At 67.1% G+C, this 17,580-nt stretch carries 15 protein-coding genes; 13 read left to right on the forward strand and 2 right to left on the reverse strand.

Annotated features, from left to right (window positions below; genetic code table 11):
• The first annotated feature begins 12 nt into the window (after nt 1–12).
• The 6 genes from egtB (at nt 13) to HYZ11_02765 (ending at nt 8,163) form a co-directional block, all read left to right on the forward strand.
• A complete protein-coding gene (gene egtB / locus HYZ11_02740) occupies nt 13–1,302 on the forward strand; it encodes an ergothioneine biosynthesis protein EgtB (protein MBI3126505.1) in 1,290 nt (429 codons plus the stop codon).
• A 93-nt stretch (nt 1,303–1,395) separates the two neighbouring features.
• A complete protein-coding gene (locus tag HYZ11_02745) occupies nt 1,396–2,418 on the forward strand; it encodes a TIGR04348 family glycosyltransferase (protein MBI3126506.1) in 1,023 nt (340 codons plus the stop codon).
• Nucleotides 2,419–2,479: 61 nt separating this feature from the next.
• On the forward strand, nt 2,480–3,616 hold the full coding sequence (locus tag HYZ11_02750; GenBank protein MBI3126507.1) for an LLM class flavin-dependent oxidoreductase: 1,137 nt from the start codon (nt 2,480–2,482) through the stop codon (nt 3,614–3,616).
• 195 nt (nt 3,617–3,811) lie between these two features.
• The gene (locus HYZ11_02755; protein ID MBI3126508.1) at nt 3,812–5,989 is read left to right on the forward strand and encodes a GAF domain-containing protein; all 2,178 of its coding nucleotides are present in this window, start codon (nt 3,812–3,814) and stop codon (nt 5,987–5,989) included.
• Between the two features lie 108 nt (nt 5,990–6,097).
• Nucleotides 6,098–7,276 carry an acyl-CoA/acyl-ACP dehydrogenase gene (locus HYZ11_02760; GenBank protein ID MBI3126509.1) on the forward strand — a complete coding sequence of 393 codons (1,179 nt, stop codon included), beginning with the start codon at nt 6,098–6,100 and terminating at the stop codon, nt 7,274–7,276.
• A gap of 140 nt (nt 7,277–7,416) precedes the next feature.
• Nucleotides 7,417–8,163 (forward strand): class I SAM-dependent methyltransferase, encoded by a 747-nt coding sequence (locus tag HYZ11_02765; GenBank protein MBI3126510.1) that lies wholly within the window; start codon nt 7,417–7,419, stop codon nt 8,161–8,163.
• 303 nt (nt 8,164–8,466) lie between these two features.
• Here the strand turns inward: HYZ11_02765 and HYZ11_02770 are convergent, their stop codons facing one another.
• Nucleotides 8,467–9,171, reverse strand: coding sequence for a WbqC family protein (locus HYZ11_02770; GenBank protein ID MBI3126511.1), 705 nt, complete (start codon nt 9,169–9,171; stop codon nt 8,467–8,469).
• 262 nt (nt 9,172–9,433) lie between these two features.
• Between HYZ11_02770 and HYZ11_02775 the strand changes: the two genes are divergently transcribed.
• From HYZ11_02775 to HYZ11_02790, 4 genes are all read left to right on the forward strand, one after another.
• Nucleotides 9,434–9,958 (forward strand): RNA polymerase sigma factor, encoded by a 525-nt coding sequence (locus tag HYZ11_02775; protein MBI3126512.1) that lies wholly within the window; start codon nt 9,434–9,436, stop codon nt 9,956–9,958.
• Nucleotides 9,955–10,686, forward strand: a complete 732-nt coding sequence (locus tag HYZ11_02780) for a hypothetical protein (protein MBI3126513.1) — start codon at nt 9,955–9,957, stop codon at nt 10,684–10,686. The genes HYZ11_02775 and HYZ11_02780 overlap by 4 nt, the downstream gene beginning before the upstream one ends.
• Nucleotides 10,687–10,891: 205 nt before the next feature.
• A complete protein-coding gene (locus HYZ11_02785) occupies nt 10,892–12,034 on the forward strand; it encodes an LLM class flavin-dependent oxidoreductase (protein MBI3126514.1) in 1,143 nt (380 codons plus the stop codon).
• A gap of 91 nt (nt 12,035–12,125) precedes the next feature.
• Nucleotides 12,126–13,331: an alpha/beta hydrolase gene (locus tag HYZ11_02790; protein MBI3126515.1), complete on the forward strand. Its 1,206-nt coding sequence runs from the start codon at nt 12,126–12,128 to the stop codon at nt 13,329–13,331.
• Here the strand turns inward: HYZ11_02790 and HYZ11_02795 are convergent.
• Nucleotides 13,313–14,092 (reverse strand): IclR family transcriptional regulator, encoded by a 780-nt coding sequence (locus HYZ11_02795; GenBank protein MBI3126516.1) that lies wholly within the window; start codon nt 14,090–14,092, stop codon nt 13,313–13,315. The two genes, HYZ11_02790 and HYZ11_02795, sit on opposite strands and share 19 nt — an antisense overlap.
• Before the next feature lie 256 nt (nt 14,093–14,348).
• Here HYZ11_02795 and HYZ11_02800 point away from each other — a divergent pair, with 256 nt between their 5' ends.
• From HYZ11_02800 to HYZ11_02810, 3 genes are all read left to right on the forward strand, one after another.
• Nucleotides 14,349–15,125 (forward strand): SDR family oxidoreductase, encoded by a 777-nt coding sequence (locus HYZ11_02800; GenBank protein MBI3126517.1) that lies wholly within the window; start codon nt 14,349–14,351, stop codon nt 15,123–15,125.
• A gap of 78 nt (nt 15,126–15,203) precedes the next feature.
• Nucleotides 15,204–16,430: a hypothetical protein gene (locus HYZ11_02805; protein ID MBI3126518.1), complete on the forward strand. Its 1,227-nt coding sequence runs from the start codon at nt 15,204–15,206 to the stop codon at nt 16,428–16,430.
• Nucleotides 16,431–16,481: 51 nt separating this feature from the next.
• Nucleotides 16,482–17,453, forward strand: coding sequence for a TAXI family TRAP transporter solute-binding subunit (locus HYZ11_02810; protein MBI3126519.1), 972 nt, complete (start codon nt 16,482–16,484; stop codon nt 17,451–17,453).
• Nucleotides 17,454–17,580: the final 127 nt, after the last annotated feature.

Consider the following 17,580-nt stretch of genomic DNA (forward strand, 5'->3'; position numbering starts at 1 on the left):
GGCCTGAACATGATGCCGCTCCAAACCCTAGCCGAATGGACGCGGGACGCCCGCGAGCGGACCGTCGCCCTGGTCTCCGACCTGGGCGACGGGGAGATGCTGGGGCCGCATCTTCCCATCACCAACCCGCTCCTGTGGGAAATCGGGCACATGGCCTGGTTCCAGGAGAAGTGGGTGCTCCGCCACGCGGGCGGGCGCCCTTCCCTGCGCGCAGACGCCGACTCCCTCTATGACTCCATGGCCATCCCCCACGATGTGCGGTGGGACCTCCCCCTTCCCACGCGGGAGGAGACCTACGCCTACATGCGGGACGTGCGGGACCGCGTGATCCGCCGCATCGAGGAGGGAGACGCCTCGCCGGCGGAGCTCTACCACGTCCTATACTCCCTCCATCACGAGGACATGCACGCCGAGGCCTTCACCTACATGCGCCAGACATTGGGCTATCCCGCCCCCCCGGTGCCCGCCGCGGGAGAGGACGGCGCGGGCGGCGGCCCTCACCCGGGCGACGCTCGCGTCCCCGGCGGGACGTATCTCCTGGGCTCCCCGCCGGACGAGCCCTTCGTCTTCGACAACGAGAAGTGGGCCCATCCCGTCGTCGTGGCCCCCTTCGCGATCGCCAAGGCGCCCGTCACCCAGGCGGAGTTCGCCCGGTTCGCGGAAGACGGCGGCTACCGGCGGCGGGAGCTCTGGAGCGAGGCCGGGTGGGACTGGCGGGGGAGGCAGGGGGCCTTCCATCCCGTCTACTGGCGGCGGGCCGCCGGGGGCGGCTGGCAGCGGCGGGACTTCGACCGGTGGGTGCCCCTCGAGCCCCACCGCCCCGTGATCCACGTCTGCTGGCACGAGGCGGAGGCCTACTGCCGCTGGGCCGGGCGGAGGCTTCCGACCGAGGCGGAGTGGGAGCTCGCGGCCACGGGGGAGCCGGCCCCCGGCGGGGGCTTCTCCGCGCGCAAGCGCCGCTATCCCTGGGGGGACGAACCCCCCGCGCCGGAGCGGGCCCGGCTCGACTGGCGGGGGATGGGCTGCGCCGAGGTGGGCGCCCATCCCGCCGGGGACAGCGCCTTCGGCTGCCGCCAGATGCTCGGCAACGCCTGGGAATGGACGAGCAGCGATTTTCTCCCCTTCCCGGGCTTCACGCCCGACCCCTACAAGGAGTACTCCGAGCCCTGGTTCCGCACCCGGAAGGTCCTGCGGGGGGGCTGCTGGGCCACGCGCTCGCGGCTCATCCGCGCCAACTACCGCAACTACTTCACCCCCGACCGGCGCGACGTCTTCGCCGGCTTCCGCACCTGCGCCCCCTGATAGGGGGAGGAGGCGGGCGAAGCGCCGGGTGCATGTTGCCTCTCAGAAGCCGCCTCCGCCGAATCTCTTGCCCGCATGGGGACAGCGTTCATCATGGACATCGCCCTCATCACACCCGCTCCCCGCTTCTCGCGCCGGGGGAACCGCGTCACGGCGGCGCGCTGGGCGCACATCCTGCGGGAGCTGGGCCACCGGGTCTCGATCCAGGAGGAGTACACGGGGGGCCACTGCGACCTCATGGTGGCCCTCCACGCCCAGCGGAGCCATCCATCCATGCGCCGCTACCGGGAATCCCGCCCGGATGCGCCGCTCGTCCTCACCCTGACCGGGACCGATTTGCACGGGGACATCCACGTTCACCGCGAGGCCCAGGAGTCCCTGGAGATGGCGGACTGGATCATCGTCCTGCACGGCCTGGGCGCCGAGGAGCTTCCCGGGCGCCTGCGCCCAAAGGTCCGCGTGATCGTCCAGTCCGTGAGCCTCCCTCCCCGCCTCCCCCGGCCTTCCCCGGACGGCTTCAGGGTCTGCGTGCTCGGCCATCTGCGCCCGGTGAAGGATCCCTTCCGCGCCGCGCGGGCGGCCCGGCTGCTCGGGCCGGGCTCCCGGATCCGCATCCTGCACCTGGGCGCCGCCCTCACCCCGGAGATGGAGGCCGAGGCGCGCGAGGAGGCCGCCTCCAACCCCCGCTACAAGTGGATGGGGGACTTGCCCCACTGGAAGGTTCTCCAAATCCTGGCCGGCTCGCGGCTCCACGTGCTCAGCTCGAAGATGGAAGGCGGGGCCAACGCCCTCTGCGAGGCGATCGCCTGCTCGGTGCCCACCCTCGCCTCCCGCATCCCGGGCTCGGTCGGCATCCTGGGAAGGGACTACCCCGGGTATTTCCCCCTGGAAGACACCGGGGCCCTCGCCTCGATGCTGGAGCGCGCGGAAACCGACGCCCCCTTTTACCGGGACCTGCGCGAGCGGTGCATCCGGCTCAAGCCGCTCGTGGAACCGGCCAGGGAGCGGCGGTGCTGGGAGGAGCTTCTCGGGGAGGTTTTCCCGGACCGGGCCAAAGCGGCCCGAGGGGGCACCTCGTCCCCGAAGGTACTTGCGCTGGAGAAGCCCCGCCCATAATCTAAATGGCTGAACCGACAACGCCATGCGCCTCGGCGTCAAGGGTGCGGGAGATATCCGAATGCCCACCGAGTACGCCTGGTTCCTCCCCTCGGCCAAGAACGGCGACGGCCGGAAGATCAACACCAAAGAACCCGAGCGCCCGCCCACCGTCGCCTATCTCTCCGAGGTGGCCCGGGCGGCCGAGCGCGCGGGGTTCGTGAACCTCCTCGTCCCGACCGGCACCCACTGCCTGGACGCCTGGCTCGTGGCCGCGGCCGTGGCGGAGCACACCGAGTGCATCAAGTTCTGCGTGGCCTTCCGGCCCGGGCTGACGAGCCCGGTCTTCGCCGCCCAGACCGCCAACAGCTTGGACGCCATGACGGGCGGCCGCGTGACGGTGAACGTGGTCACCGGCTCCACGCCGCTCGACCAGATGCGCTACGGCGACCACCTCCGCCACGACGAGCGCTACGAGCGCACGGACGAGTTCCTGCAGATCGTGAAGGCCCTGTGGCGCAACGAGGGCCCCGTCACCTTCCAGGGCATCCACTACGACATCCGGGACGCCTCCTTTTTCCCTCCGCAGGTCTCCCGCCCCCACCCGGCCATCTACCTGGGCGGGAGCTCCGAGGCCGGCCGCCGCGTCGGGGCCCGGCACGCCGACGTCCACATGATGTACGCGGTGGACCTGGAGACCATCGCCCAGGACGCCGCCGACATGAAGCGGCGGGCGGCCGAGTTCGGGCGGGAGAAGGACATCCGCTTCGGCATCCGCATCCACACCGTCTGCCGGGAGACGCGCGAGGAGGCCCGCCGGGCGGCCGAGGCCATGATCGAGGGGAGCGACATCTCCAACACGGGCGTCTGGGCCGACATGCGGAACCGCACCGAGAGCACGGGGCAGAAGCGGGTGAATGACCTGGCCCAGCGCGGCGGCTCGCTCTGGGTGACCGACACCCTCTGGATGGGGGTGAACACCGTCCGAGCCGGGGCGGGCGCCTCCTTGGTAGGCACGCCGGACATGATCGCCAAGGCGCTGAAGGAGTACGTCCGGGCGGGGGTCGAAACCTTCATCCTCTCGGGCTGGCCCCACATCGAGGAGGCCGAGATCTTTGGGCGCGAGGTCATGCCTCTCCTGAAGGACACCGACCCTGTCGTGCTGGAGAAACCGGCCGGGGCGGCGCCCGGGCGCCCCAGACAAAAACTCTTAATCTAATTTCGCCCGCCGTATCATTCAGAGACAAAATATTTATTTTGGTTTGTGATTCAGATCACAATTTTGCCGCCCGGCTCCGTAATTCCCGATTGTACTTTCCCTCTCGAAGTTCCATATTTTGAATTAGAGTCTCATTCCCATTTTGTTTCCCTGGAGAATGGCCGGACTCGCCATCGAGGCGTTCCGGGGATTGCCATGCGCATGACCGATCTGGACAAAATCCCCTCCGGTTTGTTGAAGAGCATTTTCATGGAGTGCGCCGACCCCCTGGGCGTCCTGGACGCCGAGGGCAAATTCATCCTGTGGAATCCCGCCGCCGAACGGCTGTTCGGCTATTCGGCCGAGGAAGTGATGGGGACCGCCCCGAGCCAGCTTTTCGTCCCCGAGGAACAGGAGAACCAATCACGGCGAGAAAGGATCGCGCGGGTGCTCGCGGGGCAGCCCGCCCGCTTCGAGGCCTTGAGGCGGCGGAAGGACGGCACCCTGATTCCCCTCGAAATCAGCCTCACCCCGATCAAGGACGAGGCCGGCAACGTCATCGCCCGCTTCTCCATCTATTGGGACATCCGGGAGCGGAAGCACGCCGAAGAGAGGCTGCAGCGCACCGCCCGGTCGCTCCGGATGCTCTCGGACTGCAACCAGGCCCTCCTGCGCGCCCGGGCCGAAGCCGAGCTGCTGGACGAGATCTGCCGGATCATCGTCGAGAAAGGGGAATATCCCCTGGCGTGGGTGGGCTACGCCGAGGACGACCCGCAGAAGACCATCCGCCCGATGGCCAGCCACGGCAAGGGCGCGGATTACCTCAAGTCGGCGCGGTTCTCCTGGGCGGATACGCTTTGGGGCCAGGGGCCGGCGGGCATCGCGATACGGACCGGACAGCCGGCGAACTTCGAGAACATCATGCGGGATTCCCGCTTCCTCCCCTGGCAGGCATTGGCCCGGGAGCGCGGCTTCCAATCCTGCATCGCATTCCCGCTGCACGCCAGCCAAGGCGTCCTGGGGGCCCTGGCGGTCTACTCCGGCAAGGCCGGAGCGTTCGACCAAAAGGAAATCGACATCCTCAACGAGAACGCGAAGGACCTGGCCTACGGAATCAACGCGCTCCGGAAGGACCGGGAGCGCGAGGACTTCCTGAAGCAGCTCACCACCTTCCACGCCATCGCCGGAAAGCTCAACGAGAGCCTGGCGCTCGACGCGGTGCTGGGGCACATCGTGCAAGCCGCCAAGGAGATACTCCAGGTCGCCCTCGCCGCCATCTTCATGGTGCAGGACGGCAAGGTGCACCTGAAGGCGGAGACGCCCGGGCAGCCGGACGAAGGCTTCCGGCCTCTGCCCATCGGCGAAGGCTTGATCGGCCGGATCGTCGGCAGGGGGGAGATGGTCCACTGCCCCCGGCTGGACGAGGACGGCCACTGGCTGAACGGCGCCTGGTCGGGGAAACGCGGGGTGAACGCCATGCTCGCCCTTCCCCTCCACGACGGGGAGCGCACGGTGGGCGTGCTCGGCCTCTTCACCCCGGAGGAGCGGAGGTACACGGGGAACGAGCTCCGGCTCATCTTCTCCTTCGTCCAGTACGCCTCCATCGCCATCCGGAACGCCGAGAGCCACTCCCGGCTCGAAAGCACCTACCGGGAGCTGGAGCGGAGCCAGAAGCTGCTCATCCGGAGCGAGAAGCTCTCCTCCATCGGCACCCTGGCGGCCGGCGCGGCCCACGAGATACTCAACCCGACGAACGTCATCAGCCTCTACGCCCAGCGGCTGCGGGAGGAGAGCGAGAAGGGCTCGCCGCTCGGCCAGGCGGCGGAGGTCATCTGCCGCAACGTGAGCCGGATCGTGAAGATCTGCGACGACCTGCGCCGCTTCTCCCGCGACGAGAAGCCGCAGTTCCATCCGTTCGATCCCGACGAAACCCTCCGCACGAGCCACCGGCTCCTCGAGCGCCAGATCGCGCTCGCCAGCATCTCCCTCGATGAAAGGATGTCCGGGACGCCCGCGTGCGTGATGGGCGACAAGCACCAGATGGAGCAGGTCTTCTTCAATCTGATCAAGAATGCCATCGAGGCCATGCCCGAGGGCGGGAGGCTCACCGTCGCTTCCCGAAAGCTGGACGAAGGAGAAGGCGGGTGGGAATGCCGGATCGCGGACACCGGCGTCGGAATTCCCCGGGAAGCGATGGACAAGATATTCGACCCCTTCTTCACGACGAAGCCCGAGGACAAGGGGACCGGCCTCGGCCTGGCCGTCTCCCACGGCATCGTCGAGGGCCACGGCGGGCAGCTCTGGGCCGAGAGCGCCCCCGGCCGGGGCACCACCTTCTTCGTCCTCCTGCCCCTGGCGGAGAAGGCTCCCCTCCCCTCGAACGGGAAGGCCTGAACCCCCGCTCCCATCCGCGCACCTCCCCCGCGTTTACGGGCGCCCTCCGTTCCCGCCATAATGGCGATCCGGGCAAGGCCTTCGTGCGCCCGTCCAGGAGATTTCCCCATGCCCATCGCGTCGGTCCTGCCCCCCGGGTCCCAGAAGTGGGTGGACCTGGCCGACCGCGTGAGCCGCGAGAAGATCGCCCCGCGGGCCGAGGCCGTGGACCGGGAGGGCCGCTTCCCCTTCGAGAACTACCGCGACCTGGCCGAGGCGGGCCTCCTCGCCCTCATGGTGCCCCGGGAGCACGGGGGCATCGGGGCGGACTCGCTGACCTACGTCACCGTCCTCTCCCGGATCGCCCGGGGCTGCGCCTCGACCGGGCTCACCTTCAACATGCACAGCGCCATCGTGGACTTCATGAAGCAGCTCGCCTCCCCCGAGCAGCAGGCGCGCTACTTCGGCGAGGTACGGGAGAAGGGGGCCATCTTCTCCTCCATCACGAGCGAGCCGGGCTCCTCCTTCCGGGACAAGTTCGCCGTGCGCACCTCCATCCGCCGGGACGGCGCGGGCTACCGCCTCGCCGGCAAGAAGCACTTCTGCTCCCTCTCGACGGGCGCCGCCTACTACTTCACCTGGAGCCTGCTGGACGGGGCCCGCGGCCTCCCGGACGGCCTGCTGAACGTGATGGTGCCCTCGGACCGCGAGGGCATCGAGATCCTCGACGACTGGGACACCATCGGCATGCGGGGGACGGCCTCGAACTCCATCCACTTCCACGACGTGCGGGTGGAGCCCGAGGAGGTGATCGGGGCGCCCGGCAGCATCCTGGGCAAGGACATGAGCATCTGGTCGCTCGGCTACACCGCGGTCTACATCGGCATCGCCGAGGCGGCCTACGAGTTCTGCGTGGACTACGCGAAGAAGACCAGGTTCCAGGGCATGGACAAGACCCTCGCCCACGTGGAGCGCGTCCAGCGCCAGATCGGGGAGATGTCCATGCTCCTGGAGAACGCCCGCCGCGCGGCCGAGAAGCTCGGCGCCCTCCGGGGCAACCTGGGGAAGCAGGAACTCACCTTCATCCTGAACCAGGCCAAGTACCTGGCCACCGAGGCCGCCAAGGAGCTGGCCGAGCAGGGCATCCGCCTCTGCGGGGGGCGCGGGCTTTCGCGCTCTCTCCCCATCGAGCGCCACCTGCGGGACGCCCTGGCGGGCGTCGTCATGCCCCCCGCCAACGACCGGTGCCTGGAGACGGTGGGCAAGATCGCGCTGGGATTGGAAGCCAAGACGCTGGAGTTTCAGTAGGCCCTATCCCTCCACCCCGCCCGCGCCCTTCAAGAGATCGCTGCACCGGACGGCAATTTCGCTGCGCTCCATTGCCGCCGGTGAGCTTTGCCGTTAGGCAGTGACCGAATCTATTCACACCCGTAAGGAGATTTTCTGCATTGGATATTCCACGGATCTTCAACATCACCGAAAGTGCTCACCGCATCCATAACCCGTTCACACCCGAAAAGCTCGCCACTCTCGGCGCGGCGCTGCGTCTGGAAACGGGGACCCGAGTGCTCGACCTCGGCAGCGGTTCGGGGGAGATGCTGTGCACTTGGGCACGCGATTACGGAGTCATCGGCACCGGCATCGACATGAGCCAGTTGTTCACCGAGCAAGCGAAACTCCGCGCTGAAAAACTCGGTGTCGCCGATCAAGTCAAGTTCATCCATGGCGATGCTGCCGGCTTCGTCTCTGACGAGAAGGCCGGTGTGGCAGCCTGTCTCGGTGCCACGTGGATCGCTGGGGGAGTCGTCGGCACCATCGAGCTTTTGGCGCAGAGCCTCCGCCCCGGAGGGATCATCCTCATCGGCGAGCCCTACTGGCGGCAGTTACCGCCGACGGAAGATGTTGCCAGGGGGTGTCTTGCCGGCTCAATCTCCGACTTTCTCCTGCTTCCAGAACTTCTCGCGTCTTTCGGCCACCTCGGCTACGACGTCGTGGAAATGGTTTTGGCAGACCAAGACAGCTGGGACAGATACGAGGCGGCCAAGTGGCTCACCATGCGCCGATGGCTTGAAGCCAATCCCGACGACGAGTTCGCGAAAGATGTTCGAGCCAAACTAACCTCGGAACCCGAGCGCTACGCCGCTTACACGCGTGAATACCTGGGCTGGGGCGTGTTCGCGCTGATGACGCGGTGATGAGGGGATTACCGGGCGACTCAGAAAGTGGGGAAAATCCAATCATGCCTAACAACTCATTCAAGCCGACGCCGCTTCGCGGCGCGGCTTAATTCAGGCGTTAGGCTGATTTATTTACTCTATGGACGTTTTCAGCTTTTTGAAATTGCGCCTGGATTTTACAAAGCAACTTCACGAACGATCGTGCGCTCCGTTCCCCAAGCCCTCCCCGCCAGCTTACTGGCTGTATGAGAGGAAGGCTAGTTGTTCATATAGCTCTTTCCTGATCCCGCTGCCTGAAATCAACCGGAGCTGCCCGCCCCCCTAACCCTCCACCCCGCCCGCCCCTTTCAGCAGCTCCAGCACCGCCTCCCCGCCGATGTTGAACAGCGCGTCCACGAGGGCGAGGTTGGGCTCGAAGCCGGGGCGGCCCTGGTCGTAGCGCGGGTGGCGGAAGTCCTGGAAGACCACCTCGATCCCGGCCTCCTCGAAGGGCTTGCGCTCCAGGTAGTCCCTTCCGGCCACGCCGGAGAGGTAGGAGGTGGCGCCCGCCTTCTTGCAGATGTCGAGGAGGAGGGTAGTGGCCTTGCCCTCGGGGGCGAGGGTGGAGGCCAGGACCACGCGCTTCTCCTTCAGGCCGAGGGCTTCGAGGAAGTAGGCGAGCATCCGGGCGAGGAAGGGGGTCAAGTCCTCGCCGGAGGCGACGAGGAGGCGCTCGATGTCCCCGGCGTAGCGGGGGTAGTGGGGGCGCTTCACGTAGGAGAGGGCGAGGGTGCGCAGGTGCTTGGACTTCCAGGAGGCGGCCGGGTTGATGCGCATCTCCTGGAGGCTGCTGTGGGTGTGGCCCTTCATCAGGACGGGCACGGTGAGCCACTGGACGCCCTGGGGGGTCCAGACGCGGTTGCGGTTCACGAAGCCGTTCTTCTCCATCTGGACCGTGTCCAGGAGGACGAAGAGGTCGGCCTGGAGGATCTTGTGGAAGTAGCCCAGCCAGGGCAGGTAGGCCGGCTGGTGGATGGCGACCATCATGGGCGGCGCTCTCCCTCGCGCGAAAGTGGGCCCGAATCCCCCCCGCTTCCCGGGAGTTTAGCGCGATTTTCGCCCCGGATCGGGGGAAAAACCAGCCGAAATCGAGGGCAAAATCCCTGCTTTTTCGCCCGGCGCCCCGGGAAGGGGGAAAGGGCGTCCCCCGGGAGGGGGCATTTGGGGTAAAATGGCCCCCGCCGCTTTCGTTAAATTGCCCTTTTCCCCGATGGATTGGGACGGACACGAGGGAGGCATCCGATTTTCCGTGGACCGAGAAGCCTTTCTCCGGGCCCTATTGCCCCAGCTGAATTCCCTCTACAGCTTCTCCCGTTGGCTCACCCATGACGGCGATGAGGCCGAGGATATCGTTCACGACGCACTTTCCCGCGTATTTTTGAACGGAAACTGCAATTTAGAGGGAGGAGAAATCCGAACTTATTTGTTTACAATCATTAGGAGGACCTACATCAACCGGCTGAGGCGGGGCCGGTACGAGGCGACTTCCGCCGGCTACCCCGAGGACGAATCCACACTCTCCGCCCCGTCGGAGAAGGGCGGGTTCTCGGAGCTGCCGCCCGAGCTTCTCCGGCAGGACCTGAACGAGGCGCTCGCGGGCCTCCATCCGGACAGCCGGAGCGTCGTGATCCTGGCGGACGTGGAAGGGTTTTCGGTCGACGAGATCGCCCAGGTGATGAACATTCCGGCCGGGACGGTGAAAAGCAAGCTGTGGCGGGCGCACCAGGCGCTCCGCAAGAAACTGAAGGTTTACCAGGAGCCGAAGGGAAAATGAGACCGCAGGGACCGGGCGAAGGGCAGGCGGAGGGCATTTCCCGCGACGTGGAAATGAGCGGGCTTGTCCAGAAGTACGCCGAGCGCCACCGTGCTCCGGAGCGGCTGGTGGAGCATTTCTACCGGCTCGCCGAGGTGGAGCGGCGGGAGAACCGCTGGCTCACCCGGCGCTTCTGGCAGGCCAGCCTGGGGGGCGCTCTGGCCGCCTCGCTGACGCTCGCGGCCGGCCTCGGCGGCTACGCCTGGCTCTCCGACCGGGACTCCCCGGACCCCTACGACATCGTCGCCCAGGAGGCGAGGAATCTCTCCCGCCTGGGTGACGCCCTTCCGGCGGCCATCCGGGAGCGCCAGAAGGGCCGGCTGGACAAGCTCTTCTTCTCCTTCAACAAGGACTTCCGTTACCAGCAGAAAGTGGCCGTGACCGGGGAGAGCGAATTCGTCCTCGAGGGCGCCACGCTGCGCGAGGTGGACGGCAAGAAGATCGCCCGCTTGGCCTACCGGACGGGGGACGTCCGCCTCTTCCTCACCGTGGTCCCCATGGAGCAGAACGCGGAGTGGCCCCACGTCCTGCGCAAGGAGGGCTGGGTGCTGCTGAACGAGGAGTCCCCGCGGACCTTCGTGTGGCGCCACGGGCCGTTCATCTACGCCCTCGTGGGGGATCTGACCCTCGAGCGGTTCAAGGAGTTTTCCGCGGCCGTGGTGCAGAGGGCCGGCGTGGAGGGAAGGTGACATAAGGCGCTGCGAAGGCCATCGGCCCGGCGGACCCTATCCGCCGGGCTTTTTTTTTGCCCGCCCGTCCTGCCTTGACAGGCTCCCTCCGGCGGCTTACAGGATCGGCCAGGCCGCTATTCGGAATCACGTTTCACTTTCTAGAATATAAGCCGCCGGCGCTGGCGGGTGCCTGCGCTTGCGTGAGGGAGCCGGGGGGTCCGATATGCCGGTCCAGTTCCATTGGGCGCTGTGCTCCTTCAACGCCGGCGACGGCCATCACGCCAACCCGAAGGTCCCCGAGCGCCCCGCCACCCTGGACTATCTGACGCGCGTCGCCCGGGCCGCGGAGGACGCCGGCTGCGTCAACATCCTCGTCCCCACGGGCACCCACTGCGTGGACGCTTGGCAGACGGCCGCCGCCCTCGCCACCCGCACCCGCAAGATCAAGTTCCTCGTCGCCTTCCGCCCCGGCCTGGTGGGGCCGGTCCTGGCCGCCCAGCAGGCGAACACGCTGGACTACCTCACCGGCGGCCGCCTCTCCCTCAACGTCGTCTCGGGCGCCAACTCGGCCGACCTCCGGCGCTACGGCTACCACGCCGCCCACGACGAGCGCTACGACTGCACGGAGGAGTTCCTCGAGGTGGTCATGCGCATCTGGGAGGAGAAGGGCCCCGTCACCCACGAGGGGAGGTTCTTCAAGATCGAGGGCGCCCACGTCTGGCCGCCCCGCCACACGAAGCCGCACCCGGACATCTTCCTGGCCGGGAGCTCCGAGAGCGCCAAGCGGGTGGCCGCCCGCTTCGGGGACGTGCACGTCTTCTTCGCCTACGAGCCCGAGACCGTGGCCAAGGACGTCGAGGAGGTCTCCCGGCTCGCGGCGGAGCAGCCCCGCGCCCGGCCCCTGGAGTTCGGGGTGCGGCACTGCATCTGCGTGCGCGAGACGAAGGAGGAGGCCCGCCGGGCCGCCGAGCGCATGATCGAGGGCAGCGACCTGGGCAACACCGCCACCTGGGCCGATTCCGTCCGCATGACCGAGTCCACCAGCCAGCGGCGCATCAACGAGATGGCGTCGCGGAACCCCTCCTACTGGCTCACCGAGACCATCTGGATGGGCATCAACAAGGTGCGCGGCGGAGGCGCCACGATGTTCGTCGGCACGCCGGACATGGTGGCCGGCCAGATCCGCGCCTACGTGCACGCCGGGGTCGCCCACTTCATCATGCACGGCTACCCCTACCTGGAGGAGGCCGGGATATTCGGCCGGGAGGTCCTCCCGCTGCTGCGGGACCTCGATCCGGTCATCCTGCCGGAGCCCCCCGCCCCGGCGGAGCCGGGGGCGGCCGGGGCCGCGGCCCGCCAGGCCTGACGCCCGGCGGCCGTTCTTGCCGGGCCCGTCTTAAGGCCCGCCTCGCGGCGGGCGCGCTCATTCGTCTTTTTTCAACCGGGAGAAGGTCCGAATGTCCAGGAAGCTGACCCGCCGCCGCGACAGCCAGCAGTGGATCCTCGACTACGTCGCCAAGAGCTCGGGCATGGTCCAGAACTTCGAGGACGAGAAGTTCGAGCTGCCGCGCGGCGTCAAGAACTACAAGATGATCGGCAAGTTCCAGGGCGCGGACGCCGCCCACAAGGAGGCCGTGGCCCGGGCCGCCGAGGAGGCGGGGCACAAGGAGACGGCGCTCGAGGCCTACGTCCAGGCGGCCGAGTCCTACCGCAAGGGCCAGCACGTCATCTACGAGGACGACCACCCGCAGAAGCTCAAGCTCCACGCGGGCCTCATCCGCTGCTACGACAAGGCCGCCTCACTCGCCCCCTACCCCATCGAGCGGATCGAGGTGCCCTTCGAGGGCAAGCAGATCCAGATCCTGCTCCACCTGCTGCCGGACCGGCGCAAGGCCCCCTGCGTGCTCTACATCCCGGGGATGGACCAGACCAAGGAGTTCTACCCCTACATCCTCCAGAACGATTTCCATCGCCGGGGGATGCACGCCTGCGCCATGGACGGCCCCGGCCAGGGAATGTCGAACATCCGCAAGATCCGCGTGACGGACGACAACTACGAGCGCGCGGCCCAGGCCGTGGTCAACTACCTGGCCTCGCGCCCCGAGATCGATGGGGACAGGATCGGGGCCTTCGGCATCAGCTTCGGCTCCTTCTGGGCGCCCCGCCTCGCCGCCCTGGAGCCCAGGCTCAAGGCCTGCGCCGCGGCCAGCGCGATGCTCTCCGGGACCCGGCACATCTTCGAGGAGACCTCCCCCCGCTTCAAGCAGATATTCATGTACATGGCGGGCGTCTCGGACGAGGAAGCCTTCGACCGGATGGTCGAGAAGATGACCCTCGACGGACACGCGGAGCGAATCCGCTGCCCGGTCCTGCTCGGGACGGGGGAGTTCGATCCGCTCAGCCCGGTGGAGGGGGCGCTCGCCCTCTTCGGGAGGCTGAACTGCCCGAAGGAGCTGTGGATCCTCGAGAACGAGTTCCACCGGGTCTGGGGCATGAAGGGCCTGGGCGGCCTGGACCTCAATCCCTTCGCGGCGGACTGGCTCCGGGAGGCGCTAAACGGGAACATCCGCCCCGGGCACAAGGAGATCGTGTACGTCCGTCAGGGCTCGGGCGCGGGGCCCTACAAGGGCGACCTTCCGGAGGACTACCCGGGCAGGTGGTGAGCCGCCGCCCCTTCGTGCACCGTGGCGCCGAGGCGCCGGGAGATGGCGCGGGCGGTTTCGGTGACGGCCTTCGCGTGCTCCTGCCAGGCCTGCTTGTGCATCCGCGCCGCGGGGGTGGAGGTGCTGACCGCGCCGACCACGGCGCCCGCCGCGTTGAAGATGGGAGCCCCCACGCCGTTGACCCCCTCGCGGAACTCCCCCCGGTTCAGCGCGTAGCCCTGCTCCCGGGCCTTCTCGCACTCGCGCCGCAAGCGGTCCGGGTCGGTGACGGTCTGGGAGGTGTAGGGGCGCAGGCCCTGGGCAATCACTTTTTCGATGCGCTCCGGATGGTGGGCGAGCATCACCTTCCCGCTGGAGACGCAGTAGGCGGGGGCCGTCCCGCCCACGTGGGTGCGGGCGACGATGGCGTGATGGCTCTCGATTATGTCCAGGTAGGTGATGTGGGTGTCCTCCAGGACGGTCAGGACGACGCTCTCGTTGATGCGGTCGCGCAGGGATTCCATCAAGGGGAGGGCGGCCTTGCGCAGGCCCAGGTCCTCGACGGCCTTGCAACCCAGCTCGAAGAGCCGGAAGCCCAGGAAGAACCGGCCGTTCTCGGGGTCCCGGCGCACCATGCCGAGCGACTCCATCGTGGACATGAAGCGCGAGACCGTGCTCTTGGGCATCCTCAGGAGGCGGGCGAATTCGTTCACCCCGATCGGAGCCTTCGACTCCATGAGGATGTCGAGGATACGGGCCGTCTTCTGCAGCGATTGATTCATCCCGCGCTCCGGCGGAATCCCGTCCTGCTATCCAAATGATCCGGCGGGTTCCGCTCCGACAGGTTCCCAGGGGTTTTTGACTTGACAGGCTTCCAGCCCGAGCCCATAAATTATCTATACCACATTTCAAAACATAGTTTCAATATATAGAACGAAGTAGATTTGGGAGTGGCAAATCATACAGGTGCATCCTAAATTTTGTATGCACCTCATGAAACCTAGTTCCAAATAATGAAACCAAGGGGGACCACCGCTTATGAGACTCCTCAACAAGATTGCGTTCATCACCGGCGGGGGCCGTGGAATCGGGCGCGAGATCGCCCTGGCGTTCGCCCGGGAGGGGGCCGACGTCGCCGTGGCGGCCCGCACGGCCTCCGAGGTTGAGAGCGTGGCGAAGGAAGTTCAGGGGCTGGGCCGCCGGAGCCTGGCCGTGCGGCTCGACCTGACGAACCGGGCCAACATCCGCCAAGCGGCGAAGACCGTTCTGGAGCACTTCGGCCGGGTGGACATCCTGGTCAACAACGCCGGGGTGCTGAGCAAGGGGCCGGCCGCCACGCTCGACGAGAAGACGTGGGACACCACGCTGGCGATCAACCTGACGGGCATATTCCTCGTCACCCAGGCGTTCCTGGGCCAGATGCTGGAGAGGGGGAAGGGCCGCATCATCAACATCAACTCGAGCTCGGGGAAGATCGGCCTCCCCTACCGCAGCGCATACGCCGCCTCCAAGCACGGGGCCCTCGGCTTCATGCGGTCGCTCGCCAGCGAGGTGGCCGACAAGGGCATCACCGTGAACGCCATCTGCCCGGGCCTGGTGGACACCCAGATGTGGGACACGAGCGTCGAGAACTTCGCCGCCGAGATGGGGAAGACGCCCGAGGAGGCGAGGGAGATGTTCCGCCAGCGCATCCCCGTCAAGCGCTTCACCGAGGCCTGGGAGCTCGCGCCATTGGCCGTGTATCTGGCGTCCGACGACTCCATCTCCCTGACGGGCCAGGCCATCCAGCTGGACGGCGGGTTCCTGCAATCCTGAGCGCGCCGCGGGAGCATTGAGAGGCCATTCCTTCCCCCCCCGGGGCTCTTTCATCCGTTCTTGATCTGGAGGTCACACATGGCGCCAAAGCATGAGTCCGATCGGTGGGCGGTCAGCCCATACAACTTCGCCGACTCCATCCGCGCGGACATGAACCTTCCCAAGAAGGTCACGATCTGCGACCTCACCCTGCGGGAGGGGAGGCAGTACGAGGGGGTCAACCTGCGCAAGGAGGAGGTCATCCTCGTCGCGCAGAAGCTGGCCGAGGCGGGGGTCCCGATGGTGCAGATGCACCACGACGACCCCGAGGAGGTGAAGGAGGTCAAGGCGCTGAAGGCGCCGTTCAAGGTCGAGGTGCTCGTCCACCCGACCGCGACCCTCAACCCCGAGACCTGCCGCCACGAGGTGGACAACTGCATCGAGTGCCGGGCGGACATCATCTGCATGGCGTTCGCCGTCTCCGACTACAACTTCGGCCTCTATGAGTCCATGGGCAAGATGAAGATCAGCCGCGAGGAGGCCCTGGCCAAGGCCTGCGAGGCCGTGCGCTACGCGAAGAGCCAGGGCGCGACCGTCTGCTGCCTGCTCATGGATTTCTCGCGCCTGGAGCTGAAGCGCCTGCTGAACATCGCCCGCTCCCTGGCGGACGCGGGGGCGGACATCATCCGGCTCGACGATATCTGCGCACCCATCATCCCCGCGGTGTACAAGCACCACGTCCGCGAGGTGAAGAAGGTCATCCCCAACACCCTGGTCGCCGTCCACTCCCACAACGACTTCGGCCTGGGCACGGCCGCCCTCTTCGCCTCGCTCGAGGGCGGGGCCGACATCATCGACGCCGGCGTGAACAGCCTGGGCGAGCGCGCCGGGATCCCCAACCTGGCCGAGGTGGCGGCCATCGCCGAAATCCTCTACGGTTTGGACACGGGTATACGCCTGGAGAAGATGTGCGAGCTTTCCAGCCTGGTGTCCGATCTCTGGAATGTTCCCGTGTATTCCCATTTACCGGGCGTGGGGGAACGCTCCTTCTCCCACGCGGCCGAGGTCCACTACGTGCTGCCCGAGGGCGACCGCTGGTCGTTCAACGCCTGGGCGCCGGAGACGGTCGGGAACAAGAGCCGCATCCTGTGGTGCCTGTATTCGGGCCCCTTCGCCGTCCGCCGGAAGGCGAAGGAGATGGGCATCAAATTGACCGAGAAGCAGGCCATGGAAATGCTGGAGAAGATCCGGGAGCAGGTCCGGTGGCGCAAGCGGACCGTGACGGATCAGGAGTTCGCGAAGTTCGCCCGCGCGCTGGGCGCATGATCTCCCGGCCGTGAAGGCCCCGGCCCGGAACCCCAAGAAAGGAGATCGGCCATGCGCAATGAACGCACGCGGGCGGCTTTGGGTCTGGTCCTGATCTTCGTGCTTGCGGGCGCCCTGCCCTCCGCCCCGGAAGCCGCCCCCAAGACCATGATCCTCGGAACGGCCCCGGCCGGGACATCGTCCTTCCCCTACATGGTGGGCGTCGCGACCATCATCAACAAGGCCCACCCCGGCGAGTTCGCCCTCTCCCCGCAGGAGACGGGCGGATCGGTGACCAACATCCGGCTTCTGGACGCGGGGAAAATCCATCTGACGGGATTCTCCGGCATGGTGGCGGCGGACGCCCTCGCGGGCAAGCCCCCATTCAAGCAGAAGTACAACGTCCGAGCCCTTTTCAGCATGTACAAGCAGCCCTATTTCTGGTTCGGGCGCGGGGCTTCCGGCATCACCTCGTGGGACCGGATCCAGGGCAAGAAGATAGCCGTCGGAACCCCCGGAGGCGGCACCCGCCTGGTCGGGGACTTGGTGGTCGAGGCGAAGGGACTGAAGGGCAAGGCGCGGATCCTCTATCTCCAGCCCAGCGCCATGATCGACAGCCTGCGGGACGGGAACCTCGACGCGGGATTCGGCCAGATCGCGGGCAATTCCCCGGTGCCTTGGGTCCAGGAGGTCATGGCGTCCCTGAACGTGAATTTCTTCGGCTTGGATGAACCCACCATCGCCGCGCTCATCAAAGCGAAGCCCGGCCTGATCCGTTTGGAGGTGCCGGCCAATCTCCTCAAGGGAAGCCCGGGATTCGCGACGGTCGGCGACCCCCTCATCGCGGGCGTCTCCGCCGGGATGGACGAGCGGACGGCCTTCTTGCTCACCCAGACGGTTCAGGAAAATCTCGCGGCTCTGGCCAGCTACTCGCCGGCGGCCAAGGGCGCCAAGCCCGAGGATGCGCTCAAGGGCATTCCCTCCAGCGTGCCCTTGCACCCCGGCGCGACCCGCTATTACAAGGAAAAGGGCCTCATGAAGTAAAGGCATCCCCCGGGGAGAGAAGCCGATCGCCGGCGGCGAAGGACGCGGCGAGAGCGAAGGCCCATTACACGAGGGTTCGGGCCGGGGGAAATGGGGATTGGGTGCCCCCGGTGAGACGAGGGGGTTT

Source organism: Candidatus Tectomicrobia bacterium (assembly GCA_016192135.1).
Taxonomy (GTDB): Bacteria; UBA8248; UBA8248; order UBA8248; family UBA8248; genus 2-12-FULL-69-37.

Coding starts and splice junctions, on each gene's coding strand:
- egtB (MBI3126505.1), top strand. CDS start 13: ATGCCGCTCCAAACCCTAGCCGAATGGACGCGGGACGCCCGCGAGCGG.
- HYZ11_02745 (MBI3126506.1), top strand. CDS start 1,396: ATGGACATCGCCCTCATCACACCCGCTCCCCGCTTCTCGCGCCGGGGG.
- HYZ11_02750 (MBI3126507.1), top strand. CDS start 2,480: ATGCCCACCGAGTACGCCTGGTTCCTCCCCTCGGCCAAGAACGGCGAC.
- HYZ11_02755 (MBI3126508.1), top strand. CDS start 3,812: ATGCGCATGACCGATCTGGACAAAATCCCCTCCGGTTTGTTGAAGAGC.
- HYZ11_02760 (MBI3126509.1), top strand. CDS start 6,098: ATGCCCATCGCGTCGGTCCTGCCCCCCGGGTCCCAGAAGTGGGTGGAC.
- HYZ11_02770 (MBI3126511.1), bottom strand. CDS start 9,171: ATGATGGTCGCCATCCACCAGCCGGCCTACCTGCCCTGGCTGGGCTAC.
- HYZ11_02780 (MBI3126513.1), top strand. CDS start 9,955: ATGAGACCGCAGGGACCGGGCGAAGGGCAGGCGGAGGGCATTTCCCGC.
- HYZ11_02785 (MBI3126514.1), top strand. CDS start 10,892: ATGCCGGTCCAGTTCCATTGGGCGCTGTGCTCCTTCAACGCCGGCGAC.
- HYZ11_02790 (MBI3126515.1), top strand. CDS start 12,126: ATGTCCAGGAAGCTGACCCGCCGCCGCGACAGCCAGCAGTGGATCCTC.
- HYZ11_02795 (MBI3126516.1), bottom strand. CDS start 14,092: ATGAATCAATCGCTGCAGAAGACGGCCCGTATCCTCGACATCCTCATG.
- HYZ11_02800 (MBI3126517.1), top strand. CDS start 14,349: ATGAGACTCCTCAACAAGATTGCGTTCATCACCGGCGGGGGCCGTGGA.
- HYZ11_02805 (MBI3126518.1), top strand. CDS start 15,204: ATGGCGCCAAAGCATGAGTCCGATCGGTGGGCGGTCAGCCCATACAAC.
- HYZ11_02810 (MBI3126519.1), top strand. CDS start 16,482: ATGCGCAATGAACGCACGCGGGCGGCTTTGGGTCTGGTCCTGATCTTC.